The 13,004-nt window shown below is 62.0% G+C and carries 10 protein-coding genes; 5 read left to right on the top strand and 5 right to left on the bottom strand.

Annotation, left to right across the window (positions count from 1 at the left end; genetic code table 11):
• The first annotated feature begins 71 nt into the window (after positions 1–71).
• Positions 72–1,589 (top strand): CoA-acylating methylmalonate-semialdehyde dehydrogenase, encoded by a 1,518-nt coding sequence (locus LAD35_RS00355; protein WP_184711579.1) that lies wholly within the window; start codon positions 72–74, stop codon positions 1,587–1,589.
• 219 nt (positions 1,590–1,808) lie between these two features.
• Here LAD35_RS00355 and LAD35_RS00350 read toward each other — a convergent pair whose 3' ends face one another.
• Together LAD35_RS00350 and LAD35_RS00345 are read right to left on the bottom strand one after the other, a co-directional pair.
• Positions 1,809–2,255: a hypothetical protein gene (locus LAD35_RS00350; protein ID WP_224150797.1), complete on the bottom strand. Its 447-nt coding sequence runs from the start codon at positions 2,253–2,255 to the stop codon at positions 1,809–1,811.
• A gap of 67 nt (positions 2,256–2,322) precedes the next feature.
• Positions 2,323–2,955 (bottom strand): hypothetical protein, encoded by a 633-nt coding sequence (locus tag LAD35_RS00345; RefSeq protein WP_224150796.1) that lies wholly within the window; start codon positions 2,953–2,955, stop codon positions 2,323–2,325.
• 438 nt (positions 2,956–3,393) lie between these two features.
• Between LAD35_RS00345 and LAD35_RS00340 the strand changes: the two genes are divergently transcribed.
• The 3 genes from LAD35_RS00340 to LAD35_RS00330 all read left to right on the top strand — a co-directional run bounded on the left by LAD35_RS00340 (position 3,394) and on the right by LAD35_RS00330 (position 6,842).
• Positions 3,394–5,706, top strand: a complete 2,313-nt coding sequence (locus tag LAD35_RS00340; RefSeq protein WP_224150795.1) for an NADP-dependent malic enzyme — start codon at positions 3,394–3,396, stop codon at positions 5,704–5,706.
• A 167-nt stretch (positions 5,707–5,873) separates the two neighbouring features.
• A complete protein-coding gene (locus LAD35_RS00335; protein WP_224150794.1) occupies positions 5,874–6,287 on the top strand; it encodes a ribonuclease domain-containing protein in 414 nt (137 codons plus the stop codon).
• A gap of 129 nt (positions 6,288–6,416) precedes the next feature.
• Positions 6,417–6,842, top strand: a complete 426-nt coding sequence (locus LAD35_RS00330) for a barstar family protein (RefSeq protein ID WP_184711584.1) — start codon at positions 6,417–6,419, stop codon at positions 6,840–6,842.
• 110 nt (positions 6,843–6,952) lie between these two features.
• Here the strand turns inward: LAD35_RS00330 and rsmA are convergent, their stop codons facing one another.
• The 3 genes from rsmA to LAD35_RS00315 all read right to left on the bottom strand — a co-directional run bounded on the left by rsmA (position 6,953) and on the right by LAD35_RS00315 (position 11,679).
• Positions 6,953–7,714 (bottom strand): 16S rRNA (adenine(1518)-N(6)/adenine(1519)-N(6))-dimethyltransferase RsmA, encoded by a 762-nt coding sequence (gene rsmA, locus LAD35_RS00325; RefSeq protein ID WP_224150793.1) that lies wholly within the window; start codon positions 7,712–7,714, stop codon positions 6,953–6,955.
• A gap of 114 nt (positions 7,715–7,828) precedes the next feature.
• The gene (locus LAD35_RS00320; RefSeq protein ID WP_224150792.1) at positions 7,829–9,229 is read right to left on the bottom strand and encodes a peptidylprolyl isomerase; all 1,401 of its coding nucleotides are present in this window, start codon (positions 9,227–9,229) and stop codon (positions 7,829–7,831) included.
• An 11-nt stretch (positions 9,230–9,240) separates the two neighbouring features.
• Positions 9,241–11,679, bottom strand: coding sequence for an LPS-assembly protein LptD (locus LAD35_RS00315; RefSeq protein ID WP_224150791.1), 2,439 nt, complete (start codon positions 11,677–11,679; stop codon positions 9,241–9,243).
• Between the two features lie 114 nt (positions 11,680–11,793).
• On the opposite strand from LAD35_RS00315, the gene LAD35_RS00310 reads away from it, so the two are divergent.
• The gene (locus LAD35_RS00310) at positions 11,794–12,960 is read left to right on the top strand and encodes an aminoglycoside phosphotransferase family protein (RefSeq protein ID WP_224150790.1); all 1,167 of its coding nucleotides are present in this window, start codon (positions 11,794–11,796) and stop codon (positions 12,958–12,960) included.
• Positions 12,961–13,004: the final 44 nt, after the last annotated feature.

The following is a 13,004-nucleotide window of genomic DNA, read 5'->3' as shown; positions in this document are numbered from 1 at the left end:
AACCAATAGCTGCTGGCGCTCTTGTGTAGGGCGCTGGCGCCGTTTTTGATTTGAATCCAAGAGAGATTGTGATGAACCACGACAAGAATGTGACCGCCACCGTTGGCCACTTGATCGACGGCAAGATCGTGCACGATGGCGGCCGCACCCAGCCCGTGTTCAACCCCGCCACTGGACAGTCGACTGTGAGCGTCGAGCTGGCCAGCAAGGCCACGGTGGAAGCGGCCATCGCCTCGGGCGAAAAGGCTTTCCCTGCGTGGCGCAATACGCCGCCGCTCAAGCGCGCACGTGTGATGAGCAAGCTCAAGGTGCTGCTGGAAGAAAACGCCGACAAGATTGCCGCCATGATCACCGCCGAACACGGCAAGGTGCTGGCCGACGCACATGGCGAGCTGCAGCGCGGTATCGAGAACGTGGAATTTGCCAGCTACGCGCCTGAGCTGCTCAAGGGCGAACACAGCCGCAACGTGGGCCCCAATATCGACAGCTGGAGCGAGTTTCAGGCGCTGGGCGTCACGGCAGGCATCACGCCATTCAACTTTCCAGCCATGGTGCCGCTGTGGATGTGGCCCATGGCCGTGGCCTGCGGCAACAGCTTTGTCCTGAAGCCCTCCGAGCGCGACCCCACCAGCGCCCTGTTCATTGCCCAGCTGGCGCTGGAAGCGGGCCTGCCGCCCGGCGTGCTGAACGTGGTCAACGGCGACAAGGAAGCGGTGGACACGCTGCTGCACGACCCGCGCGTCAAGGCCGTGAGCTTTGTCGGATCGACCCCGATTGCCGAATACATCTATGGCGAAGGCTGCAAGAGCGGCAAGCGCGTGCAGGCCCTGGGTGGCGCCAAGAACCACGCCGTGGTCATGCCCGATGCCGATGTCGCCAACGCGGTGAACGCCATGATGGGTGCTGCCTATGGCTCCTGCGGCGAGCGCTGCATGGCGGTGCCGCTGATCGTCTGTGTGGGCGACGAGGTCGCCGAAAAGATGATTGCCGGCCTCAAGACCGAAATCGCCAAGATGAAGGTCGGCCCAGGCACCGACAACGCCAACGACATGGGCCCGCTGGTCACCAAACCGCATTTCGAGAAGGTGAAGGCGTATGTAGACAGCGGTGTTGCCGAGGGCGCGCAACTGCTGATCGACGGCCGCACGCTCAAGGTGGCGGGCCACGAAGAAGGCTACTTCCTCGGCCCCTGCCTGTTTGATGGCGTCAAGCCCGGCATGAAGATCTACCAGGAGGAAATTTTTGGCCCCGTGCTCGGCATCGTGCGCGTGAAGACGCTGCAGGAAGCAATGCAGCTCATCGACGACCACGAATACGGCAACGGCACCTGCATCTTCACCCGCGATGGCGAGGCTGCGCGCTACTTCACCGACCACATCCAGGTTGGCATGGTGGGCGTGAACGTGCCCCTGCCAGTGCCCGTGGCCTACCATTCCTTCGGTGGCTGGAAGCGCAGCCTGTTCGGCGATCTGCACGCCTACGGCCCCGATGCCGTGCGCTTTTACACCAAGCGCAAGACGATCACCCAGCGCTGGCCCTCGGCAGGTGTGCGCGAAGGCGCGGTGTTCAGTTTCCCCAGCAGCCGCTGATCGCCGTCTGGCCCAGCAAGAAACCACAAGGGCGCCAATGGGCGCCCTTTGTCATGGTGGGTGCAGGCGTGATCGGTTTACATTTGTGATCCATGGTGCTGGTATGCAGGTATGGTGTTATTGGCTCTCAGCACCTACCCATTAAGCGCCTATAGCTATCAAAATAATAGCTTTTATTTCCTTTGGTGTGGTCAGCCGCGCCGCGTTGCGCCGCATGGTCTATTTTCCGTCCCCGTCATGCTGTGCGCCCTTGCTGTCGGTGATGGCAGCGCCCATGCCTGCGGCGGGGTTGACGCCTCCGCCCTGTGCATCAGTGGGGGTTGCGCTCGCGCTGGGGGCCGTGGCCGATGCCAGTGCAACCGCAGGTGGCAAGGGCTCCTGGGTATCGGCCTTGGCGTGCGGAAGCACGTCGTGCGACTTGACGATGGGGTCGTTGAAAAGGGGCTTGTCAGGTACGGGCTGTATCTGTGCCGCCACCGTGCCCGGCGGTGCCGAGGCATGGACGGAATGCGCCTGGTCGCAGGCGCTCAACAGTGCGGCGCTGGACAGCAGCAGGGCCACCAGGGCCGTTTGCGAAGATAGTGGCATGTGTTCCCCCTTTTTCCAGTCAACAGGCGTGCCTGCGGCAAACGCTTGGTAGAGCCATTGTGCAGGGGCGGGGGCCATTGCGTTGTCAGCCGATGGCGGCAATTGCACGCAGGATTGCGGGTGAAACGGGGCTTTCGATGGATGCTTAACGCTGGCCCGTGAGTGCCAGATAGGCATTGCGCGTGGCGGGCGATACGCTCTGCACCACCTGCTCGTAGGTGGTCTGGTTGCGCAGCTGCATGCGCGCGGAGGCTACTGCCTTGGATTTGCAGTACCAGTGGCAGGTGTGCTGCATTAGGTACATCTCGGCCAGCAAGGTGTAGGCGCGCTCCTTGGGGCTGCGCCCCTCGGCATTGGCCACCACGGCGGCAATGCCGTCCGCATGGATGCGAATGGCCGTGCGCAGGTCAAAACTGCCCCGGTCGCCCTGCAGTTTTTCGATCAGCCGGGCAAACGGAAAGCCCAGCGCCTGGGTGCCGATGCGGAAAGTGGCGCCATTGGCAGGCTCGGGCGCCTTGGCCAGCGCGTCGGCAAAATTGCCGAACTGGCTTGCCAGGCTGTTTTCCACCGGCTGCTGCAGCTCCCAGATCTGCTGCTGGCGCGCGGGATCCTTTTCATCGAGCGCGCGCATGTAGCTGCCCACCAGGCGCTCCATCAGCTTTTCAATGTCGTAATTACGCAAAAAATGCGCCAGCACGGCAATACGCTGCTTTTGGGCCTTGGTGCGCAGCACAAAGCTCACGACCAAAATAAGAAGAACCAGTAGCAACAAATCCATGACAGGTGGGCCCAAGCGGCCAGAAATAGCGCAAATATGCATTCTATCGGCAGCAGGCTCCTGCCGTGCGGCCTAGCATGTGTTTCGTGGCGGTTTAAGAAATGGAATCGCACTCTGGAGGCACTGCGTTTTGTTGCAGTGCAGCGAGTCCATCACAAAAGGTCATAACTCTTTTTCATGGGACTTGGCGGCTTTCGCAATGCGGCATGATGAGGCCTGCGCCTACAATGGCCTGCAGTGGCGCTGTGTACAGACCGCAAGGCTTTGCGGCCTGTTTACGGATTTGCCTTCAACCGTCGGTGGATGGTTTGCCGGGAATGCCTGCCTCGTAACGGCGGTGCTGCCGGCATCGCTCCATCTTGTTCCGGCCTTGAGTGCATATCCCCGTCAGCTGCCTTGTTTGTGATTGCTGAATGCTGAGTGATGCCGGAGATCGCTATGACTGATAAGAATTCAACACCGACCGCGGTGGATAAACGTGCCCTGTTGCGCCAGTCCGCACTGGAGTATCACCAGTTTCCCCGCCCCGGCAAGGTGGCGATTGCGGCCACCAAGCCCATGGCCAACCAGCACGATCTGGCGCTGGCCTACTCGCCCGGCGTCGCTGCCCCTTGTGAGGAAATCGTCAAGGACCCCGCTGCGGCCTTCAAGTACACCAGCCGAGGCAATCTGGTGGCCGTCATCTCCAACGGCACGGCAGTGCTGGGCCTGGGCGACATCGGCGCCTTGGCTTCCAAGCCGGTGATGGAAGGCAAGGGCGTTCTGTTCAAGAAATTCGCTGGTGTTGACGTCTTTGACATTGAAATCAACGAAAAAGACCCACAAAAGCTGGTGGATGTGATTGCCGCGCTCGAACCCACCTTTGGCGCCATCAACCTGGAAGACATCAAGGCGCCCGAGTGCTTCTTTGTGGAGCGCGAACTGCGCAAGCGCCTGAACATCCCGGTCTTCCACGACGACCAGCATGGCACAGCCATCACCGTGGCTGCGGCCATGGTCAACGCGCTCAAGGTGGCGGGCAAGAAGATTGACGAGGTGAAGCTGGTGGCTTCGGGAGCAGGTGCTGCAGCGCTGGCTTGTCTGAACCTGCTGCTGGAGATCGGTCTCAAGCGTGAGAACGTTATGGTCACCGACATCGCTGGCGTGGTCTACAAGGGCCGTACCGAGCTGATGGATGAAGATAAGGTGCTTTTTGCGCAAGATACCGACAAGCGCACGCTGTCGCAGGTGATCGACGGCGCAGACGTGTTCCTGGGCCTGTCTGCAGGCGGCGTGCTCAAGCCGGACATGGTGCAGCGCATGGCAGCGCGCCCCATCATCTTTGCGCTGGCCAACCCCAACCCCGAAATCACGCCAGAAGACGCCAAGGCGGTGCGCGACGACATCATCATGGCCACCGGTCGCTCGGACTACCCGAACCAGGTCAACAACGTCCTGTGCTTCCCCTACATCTTCCGTGGTGCGCTCGACTGCGGCGCCACCACCATCACCACCGAGATGGAAATTGCCACGGTGCACGCCATTGCCGATCTGGCACAGGCAGAGCAGACCGAGGAAGTGGCCAATGCCTATGCGGGCCAGGATCTGTCCTTCGGTCCAGAATACCTGATCCCCAAGCCGTTTGACCCGCGCCTGATGATGAAGATCGCCCCGGCCGTGGCCGAGGCCGCTGCTGCATGTGGCGTGGCGGAGCGCCCGATCCAGGACATGGATGCCTACCGCCAGCATCTGCAGACCTTTGTCTACGCGTCCGGCACGGCCATGAAACCCATCTTCATGGCAGCCAAGAAGGCCGCCAGAAAGCGCATTGCCTACGCGGAAGGCGAGGAAGAGCGTATCTTGCGTGCAGCGCAGATCGTGGTGGACGAGCGCGTCGCCCGCCCCACGCTGATCGGTCGCCCCGCCATCATTGCCCAGCGCATCGAGAAATTCGGTCTGCGCCTGCGGGAAGGCGTGGACTACGACATCGTGAACGTGGAACAAGACCACCGTTACCGTGATTTTTGGCAAACTTACCATCAGATGACGGAACGCAAGGGCGTGACCGTGCCGATTGCCAAGATCGAGATGCGCCGCCGCCTGAGCCTGATCGGCAGCATGATGCTGCACAAGGGCGAAGTGGACGGCCTGATCTGCGGCACCTGGGGCCAGACCATGCATCACCTGCAGTACATCGAGCAGGTGATCGGCCGCCGCGCGGGTGTGGACACCTTTGCCTGCATGAATGGCCTGCTGCTGCCGGACCGTCAGGTGTTTCTGGTGGACACGCACGTCAACTACGACCCGACTGCCGAGCAACTGGCCGAAATCACCATCATGGCGGCCGAGGAGTTGACGCGCTTTGGCATCAAGCCCAAGGCGGCCTTGTTGTCGCACAGCAACTTTGGCTCGTCCAACCAGCCCAGCGCCGTCAAGATGCGCCAGGTGCTGGACCTGCTCCGGGTACAGGCGCCTTGGCTGGAAGTGGATGGCGAAATGCATGGCGATGTGGCGCTGGACCCCAAGCAACGCGCCAACGTGATGCCTAACAGCCCGCTGACAGGCAGCGCCAATCTGCTGGTGCTGCCCAATATTGATGCGGCCAACATCAGTTACAACCTGCTCAAGACGGCCGCTGGCGGCAATATCGCGATTGGCCCCATCCTGCTGGGTGCTGCCCAGCCGGTGCACATCATGACGCCAAGCGCCACGGTACGCCGCATCGTCAATATGACGGCAATTGCAGTGGCAGATGCGAATTTTGCACGCTGATAGCAACGATTTGACACCACTCAGTGGCCTGCCTCAGGTCCGCTGAATGGTGAAAGTCTGAGATGCCTGCTCAAATTTTGGGCAGGCTTCTTGCATTTTGGGGGGTAATCCGTCACACTGGCTGGCTGAATTTTCGGGATAACCCGTAATTCTGAAAGGTGTCGTGAATGCTGAATGCACTGGCTTCGATAGCCCGCCGGTCTGTGATGGTGTGTGTGGCGAGCGCCGGTGTCATGCTGGCGCCGGGCTTGGCGCAGGCGCGCGGTGGGATGTTTTCCGGTGATGGACTGGATACCGTGGTGCTGGCAGATCTGCCCGCTCAGGGCCGCAAGACCTATGCATTGATTCTGGACGGCGGCCCTTTTCCGCACGACAAGGATGGGGTGGTATTTGGTAACCGCGAACGTATTTTGCCCCGGCAAAAACGGGGCTATTACCGCGAATACACCGTGAAAACCCCTGGCTCACGTGACCGAGGCGCGCGCCGCATTGTCTGCGGCGGCCAGGTGCCCACGGTGCCGGACACCTGCTATTACACCAGCGACCACTACAGCAGCTTTCGCCGTATTGTGAATGAGTGAGTCAGAACCGTCCTATGTCGCTTTTCCGCAAGAAACGGCTTGCGCTGAGGGATCGGGTAGGTCAACAATGCCAATGGAACCCCTGATGGGGCATGGTTTTTCAAGATGCTAATGGAAAGAGCTACGGAGATGGACGCTCCACTTCGTCAGGTACAGGATACGCCGCTGCGCTTTGTGCGACCGAACATCGTGCAGGCCATCCGCGCCTACCGCCTGGAAGATCTGCGGGATGCGGCCCAGGCACTGGGCCAGCATTTTTTGTATGCCAATCTGGCGCATGCCTTGTCAAAGGCCGATGTGCTGGAGCTGATCGGCATGCAGTTCTACTTCCCGCCGCACTATGGCAAGAACTTTGATGCGCTGTACGACTGCCTGACCGATCCGCTGCACAAAAGTGGCCCGCAACCTGGCTTTGTCGTGGTGCTGGACCAGATTCCAACCGCCATGAAGTTTGACCGGGAGGCGCGCGAACAGCTGCTCGACGTTTTCATGGACGCGGCCGAGTACTGGGCAGAGCGCAAGATTCCGTTTCGCTGCTTTTACTCGTTTCTGTAGAACGGTACGATTTCACCTGCAAGAACGCCCGGTCAAGCCGGGCGTTTTTATTTGGGAGAAATACGCTGCCAGCGTACAGCTGGCAAGCGCATTTTGCTATCCATTTTCAATCACGAGAAATGGGCCGCCAGCGCTTCGTACTCGGCCACGGGTACTTCTTCGGCACGGCGCTGCAGGTCGAAATCGCCAGCAAAGCCTTTTTGCTCCAGCCATTTGCCCAGGGTGTTGCGCAGAATCTTGCGCCGCTGGCTGAAGGCGACCTGTACCATCTCTTCGAGCACCTTGGGGTTGAGCTGCGCAGGCTGCTCGCGCGGCACCATGCGCACCACGGCACTGTCCACCTTGGGGGGCGGGTCAAAGCTCTCTGGCGGCACAAACAGCACGTTCTCCATGGCGTAACGCCATTGGAGCATCACGGTGAGGCGCCCGTAGTCGGATGTAGCGGGCCGGGCCACCATGCGGTCGATCACCTCTTTTTGCAGCATGAAGTGCTGGTCCTGCACCACATCCACCTGTTCGAGCAGGTGAAACAGGATGGGGCTGGAGATGTTGTAGGGCAGGTTGCCAACCACGCGCAGCTTGGGCACGCCCAGGTGCTGGGCGATGGCGCGAAAGTCTACCTTGAGCACGTCGGATTCGACGACATCGAGCTCGGGCCGCAGGCGCAGACGCACGGCCAGATCGCGGTCCAGCTCGATCACGGTGAGCTTGCCCAGGCGTTCGACGAGGGGCTGGGTGAGCGCCATGAGGCCAGGGCCGATCTCGACCATGGGCTGGCCGGGCTGCGGGTGGATGGCCTGGACGATGGAGTCGATGATGCCGCCGTCGGTCAGGAAGTTCTGGCCAAAGCGTTTGCGGGGAATGTGTTTCATGCAATGACAAAGCGGTGCCAAAGCACCGCCTGAAAAATAAGGGAAGACCTGCGGCCTTTATCGATGATGACACCGCCGCACTGTCACAGCAGCAGGCAGGGTCATCCAGGCTGGTTACTGTGGCGGATCGCGGTATTCCACATAGGCGCGGGCACGCGCTTCCTGCGCCCAGGTGTTGAAGGATTGCTCCAGCTTTTTCTCGCGCACGATGTTGCGTACCAGGTCGCGCTGCTCGCGCTGGTTCAGCTTGGCTTCGCGGCGGCCTTCCAGCTGGATCAGGTGGATGCCAAAGCGTGAAGCGATGGGCTGGCTGATATCGCCGGGCTGCAAGGCATTCATGGCTTCTTCGAACTCGGGCACGAACTGGTGTGGGTTGGTCCAGCCCAGGTCGCCGCCGCTCTTGGCGCTGCCGTCTTCCGAGTAGCGGCGCGCCAGCTCTTCAAACGTGTCCTGGCGGTCCATCACACGGCGGCGATAGTCTTCGAGGCGCTCCACCGCCTGCGCTTCGGTCAGCTTGGGGCCGGGGCGCAGCAGGATGTGGCGGACATGGCTCTGGGTGACGATGGCGGGTACTTCGCCAGTGTTCTTCTCCAGCACCTTGAGCACGTGAAAACCTGCAGGCGAGCGTATCGGCCCGGCAATGCCGCCAACAGCCGTGGACTTGGTGGCGTTGACGAACAGCTCGGGGTAGCGGTCGGCAGGGCGCAGGCCCATGGCGCCGCCGCCCTTGCCGTCGGGTACGTCCGAGAATTCGCGCACGGCGCTGTCAAAGCTTTCGCCGCCGCGAATCTTGTCCACTGCAGCCTGGGCTTTGGCCTGGAGCTTCTGCACTTCATCGGGGCTGGCGTTTTCCGGCACCGCCACCAGGATGTGGCCCAGGTTCAGTTGCACCGCCGAATCGGCCACACCGGCCTTGGCCTTCTGTTCGCGCAGGTACTGGTCCACTTCCAGGTCGTTGACCTTGACCTTGGCGTCAACTTCCACTTCGCGCAGTTTCTGGATCGTCAACTGCTTCTTCAGATCGGCGCGGAACTGGGCGGGTGCGATGCCTTCGCGCTGCAGGCGTTCCTGCAGTTGCGGCATGGTCAGGCTGTTCTGGCGGGCGACGTTTTCCTCGGCCTGCTGGATGGCGAAGCTGTCCACCGAGATGTTGCGCTCGGCAGCCATCTGCAGCTGGATCTTCTGCGCGATCAGCATTTCCAGGGCCTGGCGGCGCATGGCGGAAGGAGAGAGCGCGTTGCTGCTGTCGGCCTGCGCCACCATGCGGTCGTACTGCTGCTGCACTTCGACATTGGTGATGGGCTCGGAATTGACGACGGCGACGATGAAGTCCGCCGAGCGGGGCGTCAGTTGCGTGCTGCGGGAGCTTGCCGGCGCGCTGGCGCCTGCTGTTTCCTTGAGGCGCATGCCGCCCGCTCCCTTGTCATTGGCCTGCTTGAACCCCTGTGCCGAGGTGGCCGTGGCCAGCAGCGCCAGGCTGCAGGCTGCGCTCCAGGTAAGAATGCGTTGTTTCATGTTCGAATGCATCAATCGTAATTGCTGAAGCGGCTGGGAACGGCTGCTCCCTTGCCGGTGGGCAGCATTTGGTAGCCGGGCACGTTGTCGCGCATGCTGACCAGCGGGTCGGAACCCAGGGTGAGACGGGTCAAGCCGGTGAACTCGATCTGGAACAGCAGCTTGGTGTTGGCTTGCACCAGCGAATTCTGCAGGCGCTGCAGCACGACACGGCTGCTCCAGCAGCAACCGGCATATTCCAGGCCGATGACCGAATCCACCAGCTTCTTGTCGCGCATGCTGTAGTTCAGGCGGCCGACAGTGTACCAGCGGCCTTCGCCCTTGGCCTTTTTGCCGCCGTCGCTGAAGATCTGGTCGACCGGCCACTGCCAGCCAACGTCCCACTGCTCGCTGGTCTGTGCCTGGAAGCGGTAGGCCACGGCCAGGGTCTTGTAATCGCCTGGCTTGTAGCGGGCAGACATCGTGGAGCGCACCGAGCGGCCATCATCCGGGTTGAACTGCACGGTGGTGTCAAAGCCCCATTTCGGCGTCCAGTTGATGCCGGCACCCAGCATGATGTCCGACCAGCGCTCGTTTGCAGGGCTGGCGCCGGGCATGACAACCTTCTGGTCGGAAAAGCGCAGGCGTTGGGCAATGCCGAAGCGCGCGGCTTCTGCGCCGGTATCGGCGTCCAGAAAGCGGGTGGTGGCACCCACGGTCAGCATGTTGTTGTCGGCAATGCGGTCGTAGCCGCTGAACGAATTGGAGCTGAAGATGGTGGCAAAGCTGAAGTCGTACGGCGCCGTGTCGTACACCGGCACCATGCTCTGGTCGCGGTAGGGCGTGTAGGTGTAGAAGGCGCGGGGCTCCAGCGTCTGGATCAGGTTGCGGCCAAACAGCTGCGTATTGCGCTCGAACACCAGGCCGCTGTCGAGGCTGACGGTGGGAATCGTCAGGCTCTTGCTGCTCACGGTGCTGTAGAGCGAGTTGTCGAAACCGTAGTGGCGCGAGTTGAGCATCAGCTTGGGCGTGATGAAGCCCTGGGGCGCCACGAAGGGGCGGCTGATTTCGGCCTGCACGTAGCCGCGGTCGGCATTGGGCTGGCGCAGCAGGTTTTCGTCGGCGCGGAAACGGGTTGCATCGGCTTCGATGGTGGCTTCCAGGCCGAACGGCAGGTTCTGCGGGGTGTAGCGGTACTGCAACTGCGGCATGCGGTCATACGGCGGCACGATCGGCGAGAGCGGATCCTGCAGCGTCTGCCACTTCTGCGCACGCAGCAGCAGGCTGTGGTCGTCGCGCGACCAGCTGACAGAGGCTTCGCTGTTGAGCAGGCGCTCGTTGAGCTTGTAGCCATTGCTCTGGAAATCGTGCCAGTAGTCCGAGTCGCTGACGCGCTTGAGGTTGATGTTCAGGCCCAGGCCGCCGATGGGCGAATCGAGGCTGCTGGTGTGCTGCCACAGCCACGACCAGCGGTCCCGGTCGCGCAGCTTGTCGCCGGGCATGTACAGACCGGCCAAGGTGCCTCTGTAGGTCGGCTCCAGGTAGCGGAACTCACCGGCAAGCGCCGCGCCGCGCTTGAGCATGACCGTCGGCGTGATGGTAGCGTCGCGGTTGGGGGCGATGTTCCAGTAATAGGGCTGCGAATAGGTGAAGCCGCTGTCGCTGTCCAGGGACATGGTGGGCGGCAGCAGGCCGGACTTGCGCTTTTCCGACAGCGGAAAGCTCATGCGCGGCACGGGCAGGATCGGCACGCCCTTGAATTCGAGCACGGCGTTTTCGGCCACGCCCACTTCTTCGAGGGTGTCGATGCTGATCTTGTCGGCGCGGATCATCCAGTCCGGCGTCCAGGTGGCTTCATCATTGCGCTGGCAGGTGGTGTAGGTGCCCTGGTGCACCACCGAGCGGTCGCGGTCGATGAAATCCACCTGCGAGGCCACGCCATAGGCGTTGTTCTGGAGCAGGCGGTAGTTGGCGTCCTTGAAGTAGCCCTCGAAAGAATCGAGCTGCAGTTGCAACTCGGTGCCATCGAACACGCTGCCTGCGCGGTTGATGTGTACGTTGCCGTCGGCATAGGCCGTGTCGGTGGGTTCGTAGTAGCGCAGGCGGTCGGCGCGGATCATGGTGTCAGCGCGGCGCAGCATGGCATTTCCGGTGACGGTGGTCATATCGGCGGTCTGCCCGGTCAGATCGTCGCCCTCTATGAACACCGGCATCTGACCGCGCTGGTTGGAGCTCAGGGCTTCTTGCAGGCGGGGGCTGCTGCGCAACACCAGGCCCGCATCGTCAGTGGCTGCTGCGGGCGCGGTCTGGCCTATGGCCGGGGCCGTCCACAGCATGGCCATGCACAGGCTGGCGATGGCCGTGGTGGAAAAGCGTGTGGATGCCGCTGCCATGCGCTGCGCACCGCCGGCTGCGCGGCGTGCAGGGCGGGATGAGCGGGGTGCCACATCGGTCAAAACGTGAATATCCATGGGAAATTGCCACTGGCCTGTACATCATGCAGCGCATGCAGGCGGGTCTGCGCCCCGTCGGGGCGGCGGGGCTTTGTAGAATCTGCATTATCCATGAGCCATTCTATTTCCCCCATGTCTGACCTTATTGCTGCAAATTCTGCAGCGCCTGCTCCATCTGACACTGCCGCGCAATCTTTACCGGTCGTTACGGCTGTCGCCTGGGCCGATCCTGTCCGCGAAGCCCTGTTTGCGGGTTGGCTGCAGGCCGTGGCGGACAAGCATGGCCTCTTGCCAGCCAGCGTGCGCCTGGCTTCTGCCGACGCCAGCTTTCGCCGCTACCTGAGAGTTGATGACAGTCAAGGTGGCACGCGCATCATCATGGACGCGCCGCCCGACAAGGAAAACAGCGAGCCTTTCGTGAAGGTGCAGGCCCTGCTGGCGCAGGCGGGCTTGAATGCGCCCCAGATCCTGGATTGGGATGCTGCCAACGGCTTCCTGCTGCTGTCGGACCTGGGCACGCAGACGGTGATTGAAAAGCTCAACCCTGCGGACCCCAATGCCGCCCACGCCTGGTATATGCAGGCCGTCGATATTCTGGTGGACTGGCAGAAGGCATCGCAAGAAGGCGTGCTGCCCCCGTACGACGAAGCCGTGCTGCGCCGCGAGCTGCAACTGTTTCCCGACTGGTACATCGCCAAGCACCGGGGCGTGGTGCTGAACGACAAGCAGCAGGCCGTGCTGCAGGGCGCGTTTGACGCCATCGTGGCACAGAACCTGTCGGTGCCGCGCGTGTTCGTGCACCGCGACTTCATGATGCGCAACCTGATGGTGCCGTGGGATGCGGCCGCGTCAGCCCAGCCGGTCGGCGCCCTGGGCGTGCTGGATTTCCAGGACGCACTTCATGGCCCCATCACCTATGACATTGCCAGCCTGCTGCGCGATGCCTTCATCAGCTGGGACGAGGATTTCGTCATCGACATCACCATCCGCTACTGGGAAAAGGCCCGCAAGGCCGGCCTGCTGGGCGCCCAGAGCGCCAGCGGATTTGGCGAGGATTTTGGCGATTTCTACCGTGCGGTGGAGTGGATGGGCATTCAGCGCCACCTGAAAGTGGCAGGCATCTTCGCCCGCCTGACCTTGCGCGATGGCAAGCCCCGGTACCTGGCTGACACGCCGCGCTTCATCCAGTACATCTGCGCCACGGCTGCGCGTTACCGCGAACTCAAACCCCTGCTGCGCCTGGTGCAGGAGATCGAAGGCATCGAGGAGCAGGGCGGTTGGGTGATCGGTCGCGGCTGATGCGCGGCAGCAATTAATGAGAAATCGAACTCTGGCGCCCGACC

It is taken from the genome of Comamonas odontotermitis (assembly GCF_020080045.1).
GTDB classification, from domain to species: domain Bacteria; phylum Pseudomonadota; class Gammaproteobacteria; order Burkholderiales; family Burkholderiaceae_C; genus Comamonas; species Comamonas odontotermitis.
This window is presented reverse-complemented; position numbering and strand designations above follow the sequence as displayed.

Excerpts from the sequence above, each read along its gene's own strand:
- LAD35_RS00355 (WP_184711579.1), top strand. The coding sequence starts at position 72 with ATGAACCACGACAAGAATGTGACCGCCACCGTTGGCCACTTGATCGAC.
- LAD35_RS00350 (WP_224150797.1), bottom strand. The coding sequence starts at position 2,255 with ATGGCCCCCGCCCCTGCACAATGGCTCTACCAAGCGTTTGCCGCAGGC.
- LAD35_RS00345 (WP_224150796.1), bottom strand. The coding sequence starts at position 2,955 with ATGGATTTGTTGCTACTGGTTCTTCTTATTTTGGTCGTGAGCTTTGTG.
- LAD35_RS00340 (WP_224150795.1), top strand. The coding sequence starts at position 3,394 with ATGACTGATAAGAATTCAACACCGACCGCGGTGGATAAACGTGCCCTG.
- LAD35_RS00335 (WP_224150794.1), top strand. The coding sequence starts at position 5,874 with ATGCTGAATGCACTGGCTTCGATAGCCCGCCGGTCTGTGATGGTGTGT.
- LAD35_RS00330 (WP_184711584.1), top strand. The coding sequence starts at position 6,417 with ATGGACGCTCCACTTCGTCAGGTACAGGATACGCCGCTGCGCTTTGTG.
- rsmA (WP_224150793.1), bottom strand. The coding sequence starts at position 7,714 with ATGAAACACATTCCCCGCAAACGCTTTGGCCAGAACTTCCTGACCGAC.
- LAD35_RS00320 (WP_224150792.1), bottom strand. The coding sequence starts at position 9,229 with ATGAAACAACGCATTCTTACCTGGAGCGCAGCCTGCAGCCTGGCGCTG.
- LAD35_RS00315 (WP_224150791.1), bottom strand. The coding sequence starts at position 11,679 with ATGGATATTCACGTTTTGACCGATGTGGCACCCCGCTCATCCCGCCCT.
- LAD35_RS00310 (WP_224150790.1), top strand. The coding sequence starts at position 11,794 with ATGTCTGACCTTATTGCTGCAAATTCTGCAGCGCCTGCTCCATCTGAC.